Origin of the sequence: Psychrobacter sp. DAB_AL62B (assembly GCF_028895345.1) — a bacterium.
Taxonomy (GTDB): domain Bacteria; phylum Pseudomonadota; class Gammaproteobacteria; order Pseudomonadales; family Moraxellaceae; genus Psychrobacter.
In genome coordinates this window covers 335526-356650 of sequence record NZ_SAXC01000003.1, presented here as the reverse complement: position 1 = coordinate 356650, position 21125 = coordinate 335526, and the positions used below count along the sequence as shown (strand labels likewise).

Annotated in this window: 17 protein-coding genes and 1 tRNA gene; 16 read left to right on the top strand and 2 right to left on the bottom strand. The window is 41.9% G+C overall.

Annotated elements, in window-relative coordinates:
• Positions 1 to 154: 154 nt before the first annotated feature.
• From ppk1 to EPB74_RS06600, 5 genes are all read left to right on the top strand, one after another.
• On the top strand, positions 155 to 2410 hold the full coding sequence (ppk1, locus tag EPB74_RS06620; protein ID WP_446740025.1) for a polyphosphate kinase 1: 2256 nt from the start codon (positions 155 to 157) through the stop codon (positions 2408 to 2410).
• A 328-nt stretch (positions 2411 to 2738) separates the two neighbouring features.
• Entirely contained in the window at positions 2739 to 2906 is a 168-nt protein-coding gene (locus EPB74_RS06615; protein WP_274903453.1) for a hypothetical protein, read from the top strand.
• 84 nt (positions 2907 to 2990) lie between these two features.
• The gene (locus EPB74_RS06610) at positions 2991 to 3272 is read left to right on the top strand and encodes a hypothetical protein (protein ID WP_274903451.1); all 282 of its coding nucleotides are present in this window, start codon (positions 2991 to 2993) and stop codon (positions 3270 to 3272) included.
• Between the two features lie 113 nt (positions 3273 to 3385).
• Entirely contained in the window at positions 3386 to 3934 is a 549-nt protein-coding gene (locus EPB74_RS06605) for a hypothetical protein (protein WP_254423043.1), read from the top strand.
• Positions 3935 to 4027: 93 nt separating this feature from the next.
• Positions 4028 to 4234 carry a hypothetical protein gene (locus tag EPB74_RS06600; protein ID WP_274903449.1) on the top strand — a complete coding sequence of 69 codons (207 nt, stop codon included), beginning with the start codon at positions 4028 to 4030 and terminating at the stop codon, positions 4232 to 4234.
• Positions 4235 to 4355: 121 nt separating this feature from the next.
• On the opposite strand, the gene miaE is transcribed toward EPB74_RS06600, so the two are convergent.
• A complete protein-coding gene (miaE, locus tag EPB74_RS06595; protein ID WP_274903448.1) occupies positions 4356 to 5108 on the bottom strand; it encodes a tRNA-(ms[2]io[6]A)-hydroxylase in 753 nt (250 codons plus the stop codon).
• Between the two features lie 802 nt (positions 5109 to 5910).
• Between miaE and EPB74_RS06590 the strand changes: the two genes are divergently transcribed.
• From EPB74_RS06590 to EPB74_RS06540, 11 genes are all read left to right on the top strand, one after another.
• A complete protein-coding gene (locus tag EPB74_RS06590) occupies positions 5911 to 8115 on the top strand; it encodes a malate synthase G (protein WP_274903447.1) in 2205 nt (734 codons plus the stop codon).
• Between the two features lie 542 nt (positions 8116 to 8657).
• The gene (locus EPB74_RS06585; protein WP_274903446.1) at positions 8658 to 9722 is read left to right on the top strand and encodes a porin; all 1065 of its coding nucleotides are present in this window, start codon (positions 8658 to 8660) and stop codon (positions 9720 to 9722) included.
• 194 nt (positions 9723 to 9916) lie between these two features.
• Positions 9917 to 11551 carry a CTP synthase gene (locus EPB74_RS06580; RefSeq protein ID WP_274903445.1) on the top strand — a complete coding sequence of 545 codons (1635 nt, stop codon included), beginning with the start codon at positions 9917 to 9919 and terminating at the stop codon, positions 11549 to 11551.
• Between the two features lie 222 nt (positions 11552 to 11773).
• Entirely contained in the window at positions 11774 to 12649 is an 876-nt protein-coding gene (gene kdsA, locus EPB74_RS06575; RefSeq protein ID WP_274903443.1) for a 3-deoxy-8-phosphooctulonate synthase, read from the top strand.
• A gap of 27 nt (positions 12650 to 12676) precedes the next feature.
• Positions 12677 to 12931 (top strand): cation transporter, encoded by a 255-nt coding sequence (locus EPB74_RS06570; RefSeq protein ID WP_089554112.1) that lies wholly within the window; start codon positions 12677 to 12679, stop codon positions 12929 to 12931.
• A gap of 140 nt (positions 12932 to 13071) precedes the next feature.
• Positions 13072 to 13296, top strand: coding sequence for a heavy-metal-associated domain-containing protein (locus EPB74_RS06565; protein WP_011280902.1), 225 nt, complete (start codon positions 13072 to 13074; stop codon positions 13294 to 13296).
• Between the two features lie 334 nt (positions 13297 to 13630).
• Complete coding sequence (locus EPB74_RS06560) at positions 13631 to 15991, top strand: heavy metal translocating P-type ATPase (RefSeq protein ID WP_274903438.1); 2361 nt, start codon at positions 13631 to 13633, stop codon at positions 15989 to 15991.
• A gap of 388 nt (positions 15992 to 16379) precedes the next feature.
• A complete protein-coding gene (eno, locus tag EPB74_RS06555) occupies positions 16380 to 17696 on the top strand; it encodes a phosphopyruvate hydratase (RefSeq protein ID WP_079692358.1) in 1317 nt (438 codons plus the stop codon).
• A 111-nt stretch (positions 17697 to 17807) separates the two neighbouring features.
• The gene (locus tag EPB74_RS06550) at positions 17808 to 18116 is read left to right on the top strand and encodes an FtsB family cell division protein (protein ID WP_079692357.1); all 309 of its coding nucleotides are present in this window, start codon (positions 17808 to 17810) and stop codon (positions 18114 to 18116) included.
• Between the two features lie 114 nt (positions 18117 to 18230).
• Positions 18231 to 19055 (top strand): IspD/TarI family cytidylyltransferase, encoded by an 825-nt coding sequence (locus EPB74_RS06545; RefSeq protein ID WP_274903435.1) that lies wholly within the window; start codon positions 18231 to 18233, stop codon positions 19053 to 19055.
• A 507-nt stretch (positions 19056 to 19562) separates the two neighbouring features.
• The gene (locus EPB74_RS06540) at positions 19563 to 20195 is read left to right on the top strand and encodes a BLUF domain-containing protein (RefSeq protein WP_079692356.1); all 633 of its coding nucleotides are present in this window, start codon (positions 19563 to 19565) and stop codon (positions 20193 to 20195) included.
• A gap of 440 nt (positions 20196 to 20635) precedes the next feature.
• Here EPB74_RS06540 and EPB74_RS06535 read toward each other — a convergent pair.
• A tRNA-Glu gene (locus EPB74_RS06535) sits at positions 20636 to 20711 on the bottom strand.
• Positions 20712 to 21125 lie beyond the last annotated feature (414 nt).

Genomic DNA, 21125 nt, shown 5'->3' with positions numbered 1-21125 from the left:
TAATTGAATGCAATCAAATGGCAGTAGGTTTGAGGCGTAGCAGTCAGTTTTATAAAAAATAACAATGATAAGGTAGAAGAGACGTTTAGTATAAAGACAAATATAAAAGATGATGGCATATCGATAATGATAAAGGAGTAATAACGTGGCAGAGATGAATAATAAGCACAATACGAGTCATAAGATTGATGACATTATTGAGACCAATCCTGACGTCCATGATATCAATACAGAGAGCCGCACCAACAGTGCTGGGAAAATAAACAATCTTCTTATCGATAGTAGCCCTAACTTAACTGAGGTTGAGTGGCAACGCTCGGAGGATGGTAGCTATTCACCTAGCAGTTATATCAATCGCGACTTGTCTTTATTGCAGTTTCATCTGCGCGTTTTAGCACAAGCGGCAGATCCCCGCCATCCTTTACTTGAACGTCTATTCTTTTTGATGATTTTTTCATCGAATCTAGATGAGTTTTTTGAGATTCGCGTTGCAGGCATCATGCAAAAACTAAATCTGGGCGATGTATCGACCAGTGTTCACGGTATGCGCCCCAGTGAAATTCTTAATGAAATTTCAGCGGTGACCCATGATGCCATTGATGAGCAATACCGTATTCTAAATGAAGATATTTTGCCAGCGCTGGCGCTTGAAGACATTCGTTATTTAAAACGTGATGAGCTTAATGCCAAGCAATCAGCATGGATGAAGCGTTATTTTATTGAGCAAGTATCCCCAGTATTGACCCCAATTAGCATCGATCCGGCGCATCCCTTTCCGCGTCTGGTGAATAAAAGCTTAAACTTTATCGCCACTTTAGACGGTAAAGATGCCTTTGGTCGTGATATCAATCTGGCTATCGTCCCTGCACCGCGTAGTTTGCCGCGTGTGATTCGCCTACCTGATGAGCTGACTGGTGGCAAAGAGCATCATATTATGCTGTCGGCAGTGATTCATGAGCACGTTGGTGAGCTGTTCCCGGGAGTCAATGTTACCGGCTGTCATCAATTTAGGCTCACACGTAATGCTGATTTAGACTTGGCAGATGATGTTGAAGATATCGCCAAGGCACTGGAAGGCGAGCTTGAAAACCGCCGCTTTGGTGACAAGGTACGCCTTGAGGTCACTACAGAATGTCCGACGCCTATTAGTGATTATCTACTCGATGAGTTTGATCTACATGATAACCAGCTCTACCGTGTTAATGGACCCGTGAACTTAACGCGACTGCTATTTGATTTTAATATTCCAGCGCTGCGCTATAAGCCGTTTACTCATATCGTTCCTAAGCCCTTTCGCCGTGATTTTGATAAGCTTGATAAAACCACCAGTATGTTCGCCGCCATGCGTAAAGGCGATGTCCTAGTTCATCATCCTTTTCATGCCTTTTCACCAGTAGTAAATCTACTATGGCAAGCTGCCAACGACCCAAAAGTTTTGGCTATCAAGCAAACACTATATCGCTCAGGGACAAATTCAGAGATTGTTCAAGCGCTTGCAGCAGCAGCTCGGAATGGCAAAGAAGTCACTGCCGTCATCGAGTTACGTGCGCGCTTTGATGAGGCCTCAAACATCGCAGTGGCCAATTATCTGCAAGAAGCGGGCGCGGTCGTGGTATACGGTATTGTCGGTTATAAGACCCATGCCAAGCTCATGCTCATCGTGCGTCGTGAGAATGATAAAATCCGCCGTTACGTACACCTAGGTACCGGTAACTATCATGCAGCCAATGCCAAGGTTTATACTGACTATGGGTTATTCAGCGCTGATCCTGATATCTCTGAAGACGTTCATAAGATTTTTAATGAGCTTACCGGTATGGGTAAACCTGCTAACCTCAAGAAGCTCTTACATGCGCCATTTACTTTGCATGATAAATTGATGGGCTTTATTGATGATGAAATTGCTCATGCCAAAGCTGGCAAGCGCGCCCATATTATTATAAAAGTGAACGCCTTAACCGAACGTCGTTTGATTGATAAGCTATATGACGCCTCACAAGCGGGGGTCAAAATCGAGCTGATTTTACGCTCGATGTGCTGTCTACGTCCGCAAGTAAAAGGTCTGTCTGAAAACATCACGGTGCGCTCGGTCATCGGTCGCTTTTTGGAGCACACCCGCATTTACTATTTTCATAATGATGGTGATGAGCGTCTGTATTGCGGCAGTGCCGACTGGATGGATCGTAACTTATTCCATCGCGTAGAGGTTGCGTTTCCGATTGAAGATAAAAAACTGTCTAAGCAGATTTATCAAGATGGCTTATTAAATTATCTTCAAGACAACACGCAAGCGTGGACGCTCAGCGGTGATGGTGTTTGGAAACAGAATGCGCCAGCAGCAGGTAAGCTGCCACATATTGCCCAAGAGCATTTGTTAAAAATGATTAATGGAGTGGGTGAGCCTGTCTAGTTAACTTGGTTAATACTCTCTCAGAGACCTATTAATCGCATCAAAATGTCCAGTTAAAATAAAAGCCAAGCGTAGATGTCACTCTACGCTTGGTTTTTTTATGCTGATAAATGCAGCCAATAAGTTACAAACCGGCTTGTAACCTCACACTTATTCACATATTGATACCGCAGTACACTGGTGAGATACCGAAACTTCTACTTATAATCAAAGTCAGTCTTATCGTTGTTGGGTAAATATAAGCTCAATAAGTTAGGGACGGCTGATAAGTACTGAACATATAAGTACTAAGCAACCATTAATAAATGATAAAAACAGGAACGTCATCATGAGTAATAATAACGATACCTCAGATATTAAAAAAGCAGCAGAGCAAGCGGATAGTCAGCAAATTGAGCAAAACTTAGAAAATAAAAAACAAGTCGATGCGCCAGTAAAATTGAGCGAAGCAGAACAAACTTCTTTTATTGATGATGACTTGCGTACAGATAAATAGTAATTGTTTTGGCTAACGGCCATAATCATTTGAGTTACTTACTATTTAAATAAATACAAGACTACCAAACGTGAGGAAAAGGCCATGTCAAATAATACTCATCCAAACAGTACCCACCCAAACAATACCCATCCAAATAATGAAGAACCCGTATTTATTGATGATCCAGCAGCATTAGAGCCGGATAATACCAGAGACAGTTATGAGGGACGCAAGCACGATCCAGAAATCGATGGACCGCAGCAAGAATCGCAGGAAACCGATGAAATTTACTCTGATCCGCGCAAGGAAGAGAATTTACCCGATGGTGGCAAAAATGTCGGCGATCTGAATGCTTATGACCTCAGCCAAAAAGGTAATGAATAGCTTTCAATATGAGTGAACGTTCTATCTTAGATAGTCGATAGCCATCTGATGGCTAACAAAAAAAAGAAAGATAAGTTAAAAATATAACAAGTTAAAAAAATAAGGATATCACTATGCAAAACAAAGACATGCAAACCAAAGATCCTCAATTAACTAAATCTCGTATTGATGGTACTGGCATTGATAATGACGATACTCATGCTAGCAGTCATGATACGATTGCCAACAATATTGCAGATCCTGACGATATACCTAAAGGTACAGAGACGTTTCAAGAAACAGTGATTGGCACAAGATATGTCAGTGATGATGTAGACCATGGTAAACATACGCATGAAGACATTCATCACAATAATTATAACGTGATGTCTACTGATGATGACATTGAAAATCACACCACTACCAATAAAGGCACTGATACCTTTCAAGAGAGCATTGTAAATCAAGAGAGAGTGGTAAATTCAGAGCATGTTAATACTGGTGATAACGCCGCGCGTCAGCCAGATCGCCGTGACCAAGAAGGAAGTGCGTTTGATGAAGGTATCAATGAGCATACTACTGTTAGCGACGCTTCTAAAAGCGCAGCTATAAACGATTTGAACCGCTATGCAAACGTCGATAATGCTCAAACACGTGTATTAAATCCTGATGAAAAAGATTAATAGTTTTTGAATGGTCAGTTGATAAAAGTCATTTACTAAATACTTAAGAAATAATAAGTTCTAAGCATTAAGTATCGAGCATAAGGAATCGCTATGAATACGCCAGATGATGAAGCAGTAGACGACAAGAAAAATTATAAGCTCAAAGACGCAGATGATAACGATGGTATTGTTCCCGATGATGCACTGCAGAAAGTCAATCCAGCCGCCGCAGAAGAATTAACACCTGACCATGATCCGAATCACGTAGCAAAAGATCATAAACAGTATGATAGTGCATTAATGGTAGATGATAAATAACCACTGTCATAAAAACGAATTTTGAATGACTAGGCTTGGACAAAAAAAGTGCTGTAAACAGCTATGCTAAATAGATTGTTTGCAGCACTTTTTTATTTTATCTAAGACAAAATCTAATAGATTATGTGAAGCAGGGGGTGCCACTATGGAAGCGTAGCTCAGGATCTGGGCTAACTATCAACTCTGCTTCCACCTCTTTAAATAATGCGACCCGCTCATCGATGTTTTCATCCGATAAAGATTGTGCCAATGCCAAATAGTCTTGGAAATGGCGACTTTCTGACTTTAGTAAGTAGCGATAGTATTTTGCCAAACGCTCATCGTCGATGACTTCAGCAAGCGCAGCAAAGCGTTCGCAAGAGCGAGCCTCAATAAATGCGCCTATTATCAACACATCTACCATCGCTGCTGGCTCATAGGTACGCTTATGTTTGAGCATACCTTTAGCATAACGCCCCGCACTTAGGTATTTCCACTCTTGCCCACGCTCATGCATAATGCCGAGCACTTGCTCATAATGCAGCATTTCCTCACGTATTAACTGTGCCAATTTACGCTGCAAATCATAAGAAAATTCATAGCGAAATATTAAGTTCATCGCCGTACCAGCGGCCTTTTTTTCGCAATTGGCATGATCTTGAATAATTAATGGCAAGTCAACAATGGCTGCATTAACCCAAGCTTGCGTGGTTCGCGCACCCAAAAAATTATAAATAGGGGATAGGTCTACCTTTAGAGGCGATCGTAACTGTGCGATATCAATACTGTCTTCTTTGGTATTGTCTTCTTGCGTTTCGTTTTCTTCAAAGATGTCCTCTTTGATACTAGCTATTGGCGACTGCATTATTGAAGTGTTTTTCGAATTTATGGTCATAGTTTAGTTAGGCTTTATTTGCGAGTGAATGTTTAGAGTGATATTTAAACTAAAGAATAAGACATATAAGCGCTTCAATGTAAAAACAATATTAGCTACACGTGCTACGAGTCTATCTTCTTTAGATTGAGCTGACTCTACAATAAGAGTAAATAAGCGTGCGACGCTGTCATATTACGCCTCTATTTTGAGCTTTTAGCGATATTAACTAAATGACATATCATAAGCTGAATATATTCAAACCTTCTTACACATCTTGGTGTGATAGATAACCATTACGTATAAATTAGTACTGTAATGATTACTTACAGTTTATACTTACCTTTAGGTCAGCACACTTAAACTGAGGTTTTAAAGCTTCTAGATCATATGGCTTATAGGGTATCATTTATATACAGCCTAAGTATTTACTTGCTGAATGAGCTTTTCTTGTTTATTTCATTATTTGATAGTAGGATGATATTTTGCTTTTGGGATATTTTGTCTTACTATTGATGGTCAGTTAATAGTGGATGGCTAGCATTATATCAACTATCAATGCCGTCTCAAAATTTAAGGTTTATAAGTAATCTTTGCTTAAAACCAGTCTAGATACTATCTGATAGTAAAATGTTCAATAAATGACTAATAACAGCTAAAGGCATAACAGCCAATGTAATGTACTAATAGATTCACTTGAATTGTCTTTTAAGATCCAGTATTTATTACTTTGCATGCCTGCTTTACATACCCGTTTACATGGCTACTATGTTTTTTGGCAGCCCAGCATCAACAAACCTCACCAATAGATAAGGATAACAATATGAGCCAGTCTTCTAACGCCAATCGTATTCAGAAAGGCATTCTTGCTATCGATCAGCAGATGTTCGATTTTATTGAAAACGAAGTGCTGCCGAAAGTCGGTGTTGATTCAGACAGTTATTGGTCAGGTTTTGAAAAGATCGTCAAAGAATTTACCCCGCGTAATAAAGCGCTGCTTGCGACCCGTGACAAACTCCAAGCGCAAATTGACCAGTGGCATTTGGACCACCCTGCCAACAATGGCGATATTGATTACCCAGCTTATAAAGCATTTTTGCAAGAAATTGGCTATTTATTACCAGAAGGTGATGATTTCAAAGTAAGTACAGAAAATGTCGATGATGAAATTGCAAAGATTGCCGGACCGCAGTTGGTCGTACCTGTACGTAACGCTCGCTATGCATTAAACGCGACCAACGCTCGCTGGGGCAGCTTGTACGACGCTTTATATGGCACAGACGTGATCAGTGATGAAAATGGTCAAGAAGCAAAAGGTGGCTATAACCCAACGCGTGGCGCAGCTGTCGTCGCTTACGCCAAAAAATTCTTAGATGAAAACTTTGCGCTAGCATCAGGCTCGTACAATGATGCGACTGGCTTTAAAGTGGTCGATGGTAAGCTTGAAGTTGCTCAAGGCGATAACAGCACACAACTAAAAGATTCTGCTCAGTTTGCAGGTTTCGTTGGTGACGCAGAAAGCCCAACGGGTATACTGTTAAAGAACAATAACTTGCATGCTGAGATTCAAATCGATGGCAATCATCCCGTTGGTAAAGATGACCCAGCAAATATTAAAGACGTTTTATTAGAATCAGCGATTACTGCTATTCAAGATTGTGAAGATTCGATTGCTGCTGTCGATGCGGAAGAAAAAGTCGAAGTCTATCGTAACTGGTTTGGTTTGATGAATGGCGACTTGCAAGAGACCTTTGAAAAAGGGGGTAAAACCCGTACGCGTAAACAAAACCCAGACCGTGAATACACTACCCCAGATGGCGGTACGCTAATCTTACCAGGTCGTTCGCTATTACTAATTCGTAACGTCGGTCATCTGATGCAAAACCCTGCAATCTTAGTCGATTTGGGTAACGGTCAAGAAGAAATATTCGAAGGTTTAATGGATGGTTTGATTACGCCGCTATTATCTTTAAATGACCTTAACGGTAAAACTGAGCTATCGAACTCACGTAAAGGTTCGATGTATATCGTTAAGCCAAAAATGCACAGTCCTGAAGAAGTCAAAATGGCGAATGACTTGTTTAATGCCTCAGAAGATTTATTGGGCTTAGAGCGTAATACCCTAAAAATCGGTATTATGGATGAAGAGCGTCGCATGACGGTCAATCTAAAAGAAGCGATTCGCCAAGCCAAAGAGCGCGTTATCTTTATTAATACTGGCTTCTTGGATCGTACAGGCGATGAGATGCACACCAGCATGAACGCCGGACCATTTGTGCGTAAAGGTGATATGAAATCACAAGTGTGGCAGCCAGCTTACGAGCAATGGAACGTTGATATCGGTCTTGAGACTGGTCTACAAGGTCACGCTCAGATTGGTAAAGGCATGTGGGCGAAGCCTGACGAGATGAAAGAGATGATGGATACCAAGGCTGCCCATCCACAAGCAGGCGCCAACACCGCATGGGTTCCATCACCGACTGGCGCGACCTTGCACAGCATGCACTATCATCAAGTGAATGTCGTTGAGGTTCAAAACAGCCTAAAATCACGTGAGCGTGCAAGCTTAGACGATATTTTGACCATTCCATTGGCAAAAGATACCAATTGGACAGATGAAGAGAAGCAGCAAGAGCTTGATAATAATGCTCAGGGCATCTTAGGTTATGTCGTACGCTGGGTAAACCAAGGCGTTGGTTGTTCTAAAGTACCTGACATCAATGATGTTGGCTTGATGGAAGACCGTGCAACTTTACGTATCTCAAGTCAACATATCGCTAACTGGTTACATCATGATGTAGTGAGCGAACAGCAAGTGATGGATACTATGAAACGTATGGCAAAAGTCGTCGATGAGCAAAATGCGGGTGATGCTAGCTATCAGCCAATGGCTAATGACTTCGATAACTCCTATGCCTTCAAAGCGGCTTGTGACTTGGTGTTTAAAGGTCGCGAACAACCAAATGGTTACACTGAGCCATTACTACATCAAGCACGCTTAGATCTTAAAGCCAGTACTACTTGCTAAATAATGCTTATATTCGGTGCTAATCGAGCGTTGACGGTGATTGGCGTTGCTGATTGATCAGCAACGCATTATCTATAAGCTTAGCGCGCCTTATGACGGAATATTTGAAATTCCATTACTTATATTTATAAGCTCACCCTTATTTGCCTATGGTAAGTAGGGGTGTTTTTTTGTCTATACTTAAAGTCAGGTTGAATCTTATATTAGCTAAGGTCTTCAGCAATCATTGTAATTAAAAATAGAAAAATATGTTGCAAATTATGTCAAAGTTGTTATGCTTGTAGCTGAAGTATGAGTTTGGTAACGGATGTTACACAAGAGAGTGCAAAAGACCTAAGTTTACATGGCAGTTACTTTTTAATCCTAATTATGTAAGCCATAGCTTTTTCATCTTACGGTAACAAAAAATCGCCACACTTGTTTCTGACTAATATCGGTAGCCAGTTACACATTATATCTTTGAGGATTTGTGACGATACCATTGTGAGCACCAGCTAATCATAGCTCGTTCATTACTAAAATTGTAAAGTGGAGATATACCCATGAAAAAACTACTTCTAGCTACAGCAATTGCTGCTCTATCTGTATCTGCAGCCAACGCAGCTCCTACTATTTATGGTAAAGGTTTTTTAACTTTAGATTTGAATACTGGCGACGTTGATACAACGACAACGACTTATAACATTGATGGAAGTGTTGATACTGTTGTCAAAAGTTCAGAAGACGCAGACGGTCGTAGCCAGTTAAACTCAAATGCTTCACGTATTGGCTTAAAAGGCTCAGAAGCTTTAACCGCTAATACCGATCTTCTTTATCAACTTGAATATGGTATCGATATAGATGCTGGCGATCGTTTTGTAGATGCAGCCGGTGGCGGCCGTATGGAAAAATCAGATCAGTTTTATTCTCGTGATACTTACCTTGGTGTGAAAAATGCACAATATGGTACTTTACTTGCTGGTCGTTTGACTGCGATTGATGACTACGTTAACTTTGCTAACGTTACCCAAGGTGGCGTACTAGGTGGCGATGCTGTACTTGCTAGCTTTGACGGCCCACGTACTAACAATACTTTCAACTACTTTACTCCTAGCATCAATGGCATGCAGTTCATGGCAATGTACGCAATGGACGAAGATAACGGTACTGATACACTAGGTCGTGATGCATTCGGTCTTGGTGGTAAATACGAAACAGGTCCAATGAATGTTGGTGCTACATATATCCAAGCTGGTGACTTTAAAGTGGCTCGTGTAAGTGGTAACTATGCAATTAACCCAGCTATCACATTAGGTGCTTTGTATCAAAACACTGACTTTGATAGTGATGATAACGAAAATGCATTTACTATCAGCGGTGAAATGGCAACTGCTACTCCTTGGACTGCTTATGCCCAAGGTGATTTCGTAAACAACGTTGGTGGTGCTGACGACGCTGAAGCTTTCCGTGCTGTTGTAGGTGGCAAATACGCTATCAACAAAGCAACGACTGGTCATCTATACGGTGCCTATTTAAGCTCAGAGTCTACAGTAACTGCAACTCGTGTAAAAGTTGAGAACGAGTTTGATGGCTTTGGTCTTGGTGGTGGTATCGAATACAAATTCTAATTTAAATATTAGAATTTGATTATAAAAAACTCATCCTTCGGGGTGAGTTTTTTTGTTGTGAAGATTTTTAATTTCTGAAAATTTGTTATTGAAAACGCTAAAAACTAAGAGTTTAAGCAAGTTTATGCTTTTGCCCTATATTTTGTGGCGTATTTTTAGTAAAATCCTTCTTTACCAATTACCGACAGAGTACTATGACCAAGTTTATATTTGTGACCGGTGGGGTAGTGTCCTCACTAGGAAAAGGTATCACCGCTGCTTCTCTTGCTGCCGTTTTAGAAGCACGTGGCGTAAACGTGACGATGACCAAAATGGATCCGTATATCAACGTCGATCCAGGTACGATGAGCCCATTTCAACATGGTGAAGTATTCGTGACCGAAGATGGGGCGGAGACCGATTTAGATTTGGGTTATTATGAGCGTTTTTTACGCCATTCAAAGATGAGTAAGAGTAACAATTTCACCAGTGGTCGTATCTATCAGAACGTCTTGAATAAAGAGCGTCGCGGCGAATATCTTGGTGGTACGGTGCAGGTAATTCCGCATATCACTGATGAAATTAAAAGCAAAATTCTTGCCAGTGGCGAAGGCTATGATGTTGCCATTATCGAGATTGGTGGTACGGTAGGTGATATCGAGTCGTTACCATTTATGGAAGCGGTACGTCAAATGCAAGTGGAGCTAGGTCGTAATAGAGCGATGCTGATGCATTTAACGCTAGTGCCTTATATCGCTAGTGCGGGTGAAACAAAAACTAAGCCTACCCAGCACTCAGTGAAAGAGCTGCGTTCTATCGGCTTGCAGCCTGATATCTTAATTTGCCGCTCTGATCATCATATCTCACAAGACAACCGTCGTAAGATTGCGCTATTTACCAACGTCGAAGAGCGTGCAGTCATTATGTGTGAAGATGCTCAAAGCATCTATCAGATACCGCGTACCTTGCATGAGCAAGATCTTGATGATTTAATCTGTGAGCGTTTTGGTCTTGATTTGCCAGAAGCTGATTTAAGCGATTGGGATAAAGTCGTTGAAGCGCAGTTGAATCCTGAAGCGACCGTGACGGTTGCGATGGTAGGTAAATACGTCGAGCTACCTGATGCGTATAAGTCTATCAACGAAGCCTTGCTACATGCCGGTATTACACATAAAGCCGATGTTAAAATAGACTATATCGATGCTGAACTTTTAGAAACTGATGATAATTTATTTGCCCGTCTTAATGATGCCGATGCTATTTTGGTGCCAGGCGGTTTCGGTGAGCGCGGTACGCTGGGCAAAATGAAAGCCATTACTTATGCGCGCGAAAATAAAGTGCCATATCTAGGCATCTGTCTTGGTATGCAGCTGGCAGTGATTGAATACGCCCGTAATGTGCTACATATCGATGCCAACTCTTCTGAGTTCCATCGCACGGCGGCTGAGCCTATCATTGGCTTGATTACTGAATGGTTAGATGAGCGTGGCGAATTGCAGATTCGTAGTGATGACTCCGACCTTGGCGGTACGATGCGTTTAGGCGCTCAGCAAGCCGAGTTGGTTGCTGGTAGTAAGCTTGCCCAGATCTATGGCTCAACCAACATCACTGAGCGTCATCGCCATCGTTATGAGATGAATAACCGCTACATCGAACCATTAGAACAAGCAGGTATGACGGTATCGGGTTATTCTGCTAAACAGCACCTGGTAGAGTCGGTCGAATTGGCGGATCATCCTTGGTTTATCGCGGTACAGTTCCATCCTGAATTTACCAGCTCGCCGCGTGGTGGTCATCCATTGTTCAATAGCTTTGTCAAAGCAGCAAGAACTTATAGCGATAATAAATAAGCTTCAGGCATTACCATTATAAAATAACTTAAAAGACTGGTCTTCGGATCGGTCTTTTTTTTGAGCCTGATTTTAATGATAGCGGTTATGATTTATATCTCCCCGAATTTTATGTTTCTTATGATCTATTGCATGTAATTACGCTTGTACACTTTTTTTAATTGGTCTATCGGTTACAATATGGAATAGAAATTCTGATAATAATAAAGAGGACAATAATTTATGGAAAATTTATTAACCGCACAATCACATATTCAACTTAATACCCCTAATAACAATACTATCAACATCGGTAATGATCAGCCGTTTGTCTTATTTGGTGGTATGAATGTCTTAGAGTCTAAAGAATTGGCATTTGAGATTGCTGAGCAGTATGTTGAGATATGCCAGCGCTTAGGGATTGGCTATGTCTTTAAAGCCAGCTTTGATAAGGCTAATCGCTCTAGCCTGCATTCGTATCGTGGCCCTGGACTAGAGAAGGGTATCGACTGGCTTGGGCAAATCAAAGAAAAATACCAAGTGCCTATTATTACCGATGTGCATGAACCTTATCAAGCGGCACCAGTCGCTGAAGTTGCTGATATTATTCAGCTGCCTGCGTTTTTATCGCGTCAGACTGATTTGGTACACGCGATGGCGAAGACAGATGCGATTATTAATATCAAAAAAGCCCAGTTTTTAGCACCGCACGAGATGCGTCATATCGTTAATAAGTGTCTTGAGGGCGGTAACGATAAGCTTATCCTCTGTGAGCGTGGTAGCGCCTTTGGTTATAATAATCTGGTGGTCGATATGCTGGGTTTTGATACCATGAAGCAAATGGATATTCCGGTATTTTTTGATGTGACGCACAGCTTGCAGCAGCCGGGCGCACGTAGCGACAGTGCTGGCGGACGCCGTGAGCAGATCACAACGCTTGCCCGCGCAGGTATGGCAACAGGATTGGCAGGGCTATTTTTAGAAGCACATCCCACTCCAGAAACGGCAAAATGTGATGGTCCTTGTGCGCTACGTATGAGCCAACTAGAGCCGTTTTTACGTCAGCTTAAACAGATTGATGATTTGGTCAAAGGCTTTGAGGTATTAGATACTCATTAATAAAGTAGATCATAAGAGGACAAGACAATGGCGATTAAAGTTGCACAGGTAAGTATCGAAAATATCGATGACGCCGAAGGCTTAGATAGCGTGATGACGGCGTTAAAGAACATCACCGGCGTAACGGCGATTGAGCTGGATACTGATAGCCATACTGCGTTTGTGCGTTACGATGATACAGAAACCAGTATCCATGCGTTTACAGCGGCAATCAGCATGGTCGATTATGTCACACAGCCATTTCCTATCGATGCCCCGCAAAATCCGCGTTATCATGATTAGGTTTGGTTTATAAGAGGATAACCAAACTGACTTGTGGTCAACGCCAATACCTCTTATGCTGGTCTTGGGTATTTTCATAAAGCCTTATACAATTAAAGTATAAAAACCATTCATTCACAGATAAAAATAAGGAGCCTAACATGGCAAACCAAACACGTATTATTAAAATTGACGGCATGACTTGTGGCGGCTGTGTGGCAAGTGTCCATAACGCAACCGCAGATATCGATGGTTTAGACGATATCAGTATCGAGCTTGCTGATAATCAAGCAACAGTAACCTTTGATGATAGCAAGACCAGTGTAGAGACGATTGCAGCTGCTATTGATGATGCGGGCTTCGATGCCACCGTTGCCAACGCTTAATTTTATTCGTTGTTATAAACGAACCAGCTATCATGGCTGGTTTTTTAATGGTTAAAAACTATTAATATTAAAGTAGAGCTATAAGCTTTCCTATTTCTGTAACACGTGTGCTTAAGCTGAGATAGTTGTTCAGCTGAAATAGTTGAATTGGTGCTAGTCATGACCATTTAATATATATGTTGCGATAGTAAGAAGGTTGCTATTCAAATGCTCTGAAAGGCAGTCTGATATTTGCCTTTAGAGAGCACTGCTTGTTTGATTTAGATTTTTATTCTTCCATTGATATACTTTTATAGCTTATACAAATTTATAAACGCCATGACGAGTTCTATTTATGAATGATTATACCCGTACCGATACCCATAGTTCTTACGATGTTGAGACTGATATTCAGTCCAATACGACGCTTGCGCCGCATCGTGCGCATTTGCAACTGGCAATTGAGGGAATGACGTGTCAGGCCTGTGCCTCACGAATCGAGAAGGCACTTAATAAAAAGCCTTCGGTATATGAAGTCAGTGTGAACTTTGCAGGCGAGACCGCCAATGTAGATTATGATCCGACGCAGACAACGCCAGAGCAGGTGACGGAGTGGGTGAACAAAACGGGTTTTGTCGCTAATTTGCAGGCAGCCGATAGTTTGTTTTCACAGACGGATGAGGATACAGCAACTCAGTATCCGTGGCGCTTGATTGGATTGTGGGTTTGTTTGCTGCCATTTTTGGTGGGTATGGCAGGCATGCTTGTTGGTCAAGGTATGGCATGGATGCCACCGGTTTGGATTCAGTTCATACTAGCGACGATTGTGCAATTTGGTTTCGCATTACCGTTTTATAAGAGTGCTTGGGCGTCAATCAAAGGCGGTCTTGCCAATATGGACGTCCTAGTCGTCATCGGCACGGTGACTATTTGGGCGTATTCGACTTATCTATGGCTGACGCATGGCGATGGCACTTTGAACAGCCTATTGCAGAGTAGTCACGCTGGCGGTCATGGCGTTCATAATGGCCCTGCCGTTTATTTTGAAGCAGGCGTGATGGTCATCGCTTTTGTACGGACAGGTAAATATCTCGAAGAGCGTACCAAAAAGCACAGTTTAAACAGCATTGATTTACTATTATCGCTGACACCAGACGAAGTCGAGCAGCAACAGCCAAATGGCGATTTCCATAATGTGGCTCTTAAAGAGGTACAAGTGGGTGATATCTTGCGCGCTAAGCAAGGCAGCCGAGTCGCAACCGATGGTACGGTCATCGATGGTAGTGGTTGGTGTGTGGAGAGTCATTTAACGGGAGAGTCCGTACCCCTTAAAAAAGAAGCTGGTAGCGAGCTGCTGGCAGGTGCCTTGGTTGAGAATGGCAGCTTGCTATACCGCGTACGTGCCAAAGGTAGCGATACTAAGCTCGGTGATATGGTACAAGCGCTCAGCGACGCACAAGGCTCAAAAGCCAATTTGGCTCGTCTTGCCGATAGAGTAACGGCAGTTTTTGTGCCAGTTGTTGTGACCATTGCCTTGGTTACCTTTGGGGTGACGTGGTGGCTGACAGGTATGGTCGATACCGCCTTGATGCATGCAGTATCAGTATTGGTGATTGCCTGTCCGTGTGCGCTTGGTTTGGCCACGCCAGCGGCTATCATGGCTGGAATGGGTGTCGCTGCTCGGCATGGTGTTTGGTTTAAAGATGCGCAAAGTCTTGAGGCTGCAGGTAGTATTGATACCGTTGTCTTGGATAAGACAGGTACATTGACCATTGGTAAGCCTACTATCGTTGATGAAGTGATGGTTGATAAGTCACTTGCTGTTGATGATGTATTACAAATAGCAGCGAGCGTTGAAGCGCATGCCAGTCATCCGCTCGCTACTGCGCTGATCAATGCTGCCGCAGAGCGTCATTTGCCACTATTAACTGTTAATGACATTAGCGTAGTAAAGGGTGCGGGTATACAGGCACAAATTGAAGGGCTTGGGGTTATAAAGGTCGGTACCGCAGAGTTTGCAAATCTTGTATTGCCAAAACTGATGCCAAAAGTATGGCAAATTGCTAGTACCGTTGCGATTAGTATTAACGATGAACCGCTGGGTGCTTTTGCCTTAGCTGATGATTTAAAAGCGGATACGCCACGAGCAATTACTGCGCTACAAGATGCTGGCATCAATGTGATTTTGATGAGCGGTGATAAACAATCTGTCGTCGACCATGTGGCAGGACAACTGGGTATAGAACAAGCTTATGGTAAGATGAGCCCGCGTGACAAAGCCAGCCAAATTGCTTTATTGCAAACGGCTGGACATAAGGTTGCTATGGCAGGGGATGGTGTTAACGATGCGCCAGCGATGGCGACCGCTGATGCTAGCTTTGCGATGTTTGAAGGTACCGATGTCGCACAGCATAGCGCCTCTGCACGCTTGATGGGTGAGTCGCTCATGCATATCGATGCGGCACAAAAAATTGCCCAAGCAACGCTACGCAATATCAAGCAAAACCTGTTTTTTGCCTTTATCTATAATTGCATTGGTATTCCACTTGCCGCTTTTGGTTTTTTAAATCCTATGATTGCGGCTGCTGCTATGGCGCTCAGCTCCATTTCGGTATTGATGAATGCGCTACGCTTAACGCGGTTTAAAACCGAGGTTGAGCTAGACAATACGGTATCTGTTTCTAATAAGAATATAAAACGTCCAGTGAAAGTTTAGGTTTTTTTTGATAACGAGTTTTTGTTTGATGATTACAAAAATTTGATGATTATAAAGATCTAGTATTTGCGATATCACCCTGGCTTGAGCAAATCGATAATTGCCAATCTTGCTATTTATGTTTTATTTTATGACCGCAAGTTGGGGTAAGATAAAGGAAGTTTGGCAAAATATATGCTATGATGCCAAACATTATAGTCGGCTATTAATACACTAAATAGACCTTTAATATAGCTAAAAAATAGTGCTTAAAATCAGCCGATTGTAACAATATGCAAAGCTGTTTTGGGCGCATATGCTATACGATATTTTGCTTTATCTTTTTTGTATTCTAGTTGCCGTTATTTATCCCACAAACTTGGCATGACCAAAGGAATTAACAGACATTATGTACGCTGAAGAAACCAACAACGTCACCGCAATTAAAGACATTCGCGCTCGTGAGATTTTAGACTCGCGCGGTAACCCAACGATTGAAGCCGATGTTATCTTAGCGGATGGCACTATCGGACGCGCCGCAGTACCAAGTGGCGCATCAACTGGCTCACGTGAAGCCGTTGAGATACGCGATGGTGACAAAGATCGCTATATGGGTAAAGGCGTCAGAAAAGCGGTTGCCAATGTCAATAGCCAAATCCGTAGCGCTTTAATGGATAAGGACGTTAGTGAGCAGCAGAACATCGATGACACTATGATTGCGTTGGATGGTACAGACAACAAAGACAACCTTGGCGCCAATGCTATACTTGCGGTCTCACTTGCTGCCGCAAAAGCTGCCGCGCAGTCGCAAAGCTTACCGCTGCATCAATATATTGCCAATTTGCGTAATCAGACTTCGTTGACGATGCCTGTGCCAATGATGAACATTTTAAACGGTGGCGAGCATGCGGATAACACGGTTGATATTCAAGAGTTTATGATTGAGCCAGTTGGTTTTACCAGCTTTTCAGAAGCGCTACGTGCTGGTACTGAGATTTTTCACAGCTTAAAGTCTGTTCTAAAATCACAAGGTTTAAGTACTTCAGTGGGTGACGAAGGCGGCTTTGCACCAAATCTTCGTAGCAATGAAGAAGCTATTACGGTTATCATGCAAGCGATTGAGCAAGTCGGTTATAAAGCAGGTGAAGACATTCATCTAGCCTTAGATTGCGCAGCTACTGAGTTCTACAAAGATGGTAAATATATCTTGGCAGGCGAAGGTAATAAAGCCTTTGATAGCCAAGGATTCTCAGACTATCTAGTAGGATTAGCACGTCAATATCCTATTATTTCCATCGAAGATGGTCTTGATGAGTCAGATTGGGATGGCTGGAAATATTTGACTGAGCAGATTGGCGATAAAGTTCAATTGGTCGGTGATGATTTATTTGTGACCAATCCCGCTATTTTGCAAGAAGGTATTGATAAACATATTGCCAATGCCATTTTGATTAAATTTAACCAAATCGGTACGTTATCAGAAACCCTAGATGCTATTTATCTGGCGAAGAAAAATGGCTATGCAACCATCATTTCACATCGTTCAGGTGAAACCGAAGACAGCACCATTGCTGATTTAGCGGTTGGTACTGCTGCTGGTCAGATCAAAACTGGTTCATTATGCCGCTCAGACCGTGTCGCAAAATACAATCAGCTGCTACGTATCGAGCAGCAAGTACGTGCCAGCTATCGTGGCCGTGAAGAGTTTATCGGTCTACGTGGCTAATGAGCTGAACTTATAGCTAACGCTGGGCGATATATAATTGTTTATATATCGCTTAGCAAGATTAGCCAGTTTTTATTCTATTATCTCTATATCGTTTGGCGTTATCAGCTTATGAAATACTTTAGCCAATTTATACTACTTGCTTTAGCCGTTGCCGTGCTGTTAGGACTGCAATATCAATATTGGCTGGGTGAAAATGGTCGATTTGAGCATAATAAGCTCCTGACTCAGGTTGAAGAGCAGCAACGCTTAAATGACAACCAAGTATTAGCAAATAACTTATTACGTACGGACGTAAATGATTTAAAGACAGGTCTTGAGGCTGTAGAAGAACATGCTCGTTTAGATTTAGGCTTGATTAAGCCAAATGAAACCTTTGTACAAGTATCAACGGCACCAACCACACACAGTCGTTATTAATTTTTGCACCCATCGCAATGAGCCGTTATTAATAATGATGGTTTCGCGCAACTTTAAGCCTCTGTTCTTATCAGTATTTATTCAGCTCCAATCATATAGTCATGGAATCAACCCATGAATACTATTTTACGAACCCCGCCTTATGAACCCCGTCTTATGAATACCACCCCTAATATACACGCTATGATTGTCGCTGCTGGTCGTGGTAGTCGTTTTGGCGCCTCTATTGCCAAGCAATATACGATGCTTCAAGGGCAAACATTGCTACAGCACAGTGTGGCGCGACTTGCTGATAGTGCTTATATCGATAGCTGCTTATTGGTCGTGGCAGCAGATGACAGCACTGCACAGACACTAAATTTTGCGCTTCCTATTTATTATGCTATTGGCGGTGCTGAACGTTGGCAATCGGTACAGGCAGGAGTAGAGGCGGTTATCAATGCAGGCGCTGCTACAACGGATTTAGTTGTAATCCATGATGCGGCGCGTCCCGCTGTGCCCAGCCATGATATCGATCAAGTCATTAAGGCGGCGATGCTAGAGCCTTACGGTGCTATCTTAGCGACACCGGTTACTGACACTCTAAAGCAGGCGTACTCATCGTCTGACACAGCATTACTCTGCAAGGAGCTTAGCGCTAAAGCTGAGCTTATCAATGGCTGTAGCGACCATCATATCCCGCACGCTTATGCCCAAAAAACGATTGATCGCAGTAATATGTGGCAAGCACAAACGCCGCAAGTATTTCGACTCGGTCAATTGAAACAAGTATTAGCCTATGTCTCTGAGCATAAGCTTGCTATCACCGATGAAGCCAGTGCTTTTGAATACTTGAAATTGCCGATTCGTCTAGTCACAGGCAGTCGCCAAAATATTAAGCTAACTTATCCTGACGATGCGATATTGCTCGCAGCGATTCTTACTGCTCAATCACAATAATCATCACTATAGTCAACTTAGTACATAAGAAATACACCCCCAATAGCCTTTTGCTAACATGAGGCTCTTTCGCGTGCTGTGCTCTTTGCATCTTAGAGGTCTTGAGAAATTCATCTCATCACCACTCTATTCTTTTAAAATTTATCGATTATAGCTAACCAAAGTCAGTTCGATATTGTCTAAGTAACCCTACAAATTTTTCCTTCCTACGATAAAGTATTAGTCCTTTATTCTATAACTTCTCTAAAAACATATTTAAAAACCCTAATAAGAATATTTCTAAAACATTGTTGGAAGTTAATAAGTTGTTACCCAAGATAAAGATATATTGCTTTGATGACTAAACTAACCTATGATGTAACCAACTTAATACAATTAATATAAACATTTATAAAATCAATAATATACCAAGCCGAATGATTGTTTTTTAAGGTCTTGTCTCTATGTTTTTTCTAAAATGAGTATGGTTGTCTTAGCTATATTTACCTAATAATAGGGAGAAGCTGATTGTCAACGGTCAATGATTCGACCAATCCAGTAACGCCAGATCTCTGCCAGCTTGTATATCTGAGCCATATTACTGCAACTGGGCTTTCAAATGCCAGCACGCTTAACGACATTGCAGAAATCGCGATTAAGCACAACAAAGTCGATAATATTACAGGTATTCTTTGCTACGGCAACGGCTACTTTTTCCAATATGTAGAAGGTTCTGAGCAAGCATTGACCAATCTCAAAAATCGCTTATTGGTAGATGATCGCCACAAAGACCTAAAAATATTGGATTTTTCAGTACTCTCTGAGCGCCATTTTTCTAATTGGTCATTACGCTCTATTACGCTTGAGCGCTGGATGGTTAATGAGCCCAAGCTTAAAGCCTTTATGCCATTTAAGCCCGATAGCTGGCAGCCTAATGAATGGCAGCAGTTTTTAAATATTTTGCAACAGCACTACGAAGAGCAGCAAGAAAACGTCGATATTGATACCCATCCTATAAAGTATAGTACCTTAGGTTTGACGTTAGGAAAAGTAGTGGGGCAGCACCAAGCCTTCTTCTTAATTCAGACCGTATTGGGTGGGCTAATTGTATTGGCACTATTATGGTTGATATTAGCAGATAAAATTTGGTGGGGTTTCTAGATATACAGCGTTCATTCGCTCATTAAGTAATAAGCCAGCATAAATTGCTGGCTTTTTATTTTCCTAAAAATATGAAAGCTAAATTAACGGTTAGAAGTAAAATCACAGCGCATAGATAATTACGAGTAGTTGAGAAGTGGAATAGCATAGCTATCAAGGTAAAATCGATACTATGAATCGGTGCTTTGATAACCATGTATTACTGCTATAAATTATTTTATCTTGCTACTTACAAGCGTGGCAGAGACTGTGAAAAACCAATCTCAGCAACACGTTCTCGTTTTTAAAGTGAATTAACGATAGCTGCATCAGCTTTAAAGAAAGCAATAGACATAAAAAAAGCCCCCTCATAATAAATTATGAGGGGGCTTTTCGGTGGTACGCTTATCAGTCTTATTGAATGCTTTGCAGCAAACTTGCTAACAAGTGACGCCAGTTAGTGGCGTCCCCAGGGGGATTCGAACCCCCGTTACCGCCGTGAAAGGGCGGTGTCCTAGGCCTCTAGACGATGGGGACTAGTAACAACGCTTCAACTGCTTTCACCATTTATGTTGAAGTGGTGCGTATTCTAATAGCCTCTGCGTTTTCTGTCAAGCCTTTTTCTTCGTCTTTTTAAAATTAAATATCTTTTTTTGAGGGCTCGGCGCGGATGTAGGTCATTACGCTTTAAATGATAGCGAATCCATAAGGAGGTACATGCGCTAATGGTTAAAGCAAGCAGCATATAACCGATAATGGTGCCCCATAACTTGAGTTGTGGATCCATAATAAAGTCCCTCCTATTAAGCCCTGATAACAATTGCTATCAAGTTAGTGTGAACTACTTAAACCATTTATAGGATATTAGGGTGTCCTCAAAGACAAAAACAATAAGTGAGCTATCAATTCCACTTAGATAATACACAATGACCAGCTGGGCTGACAGTTGAC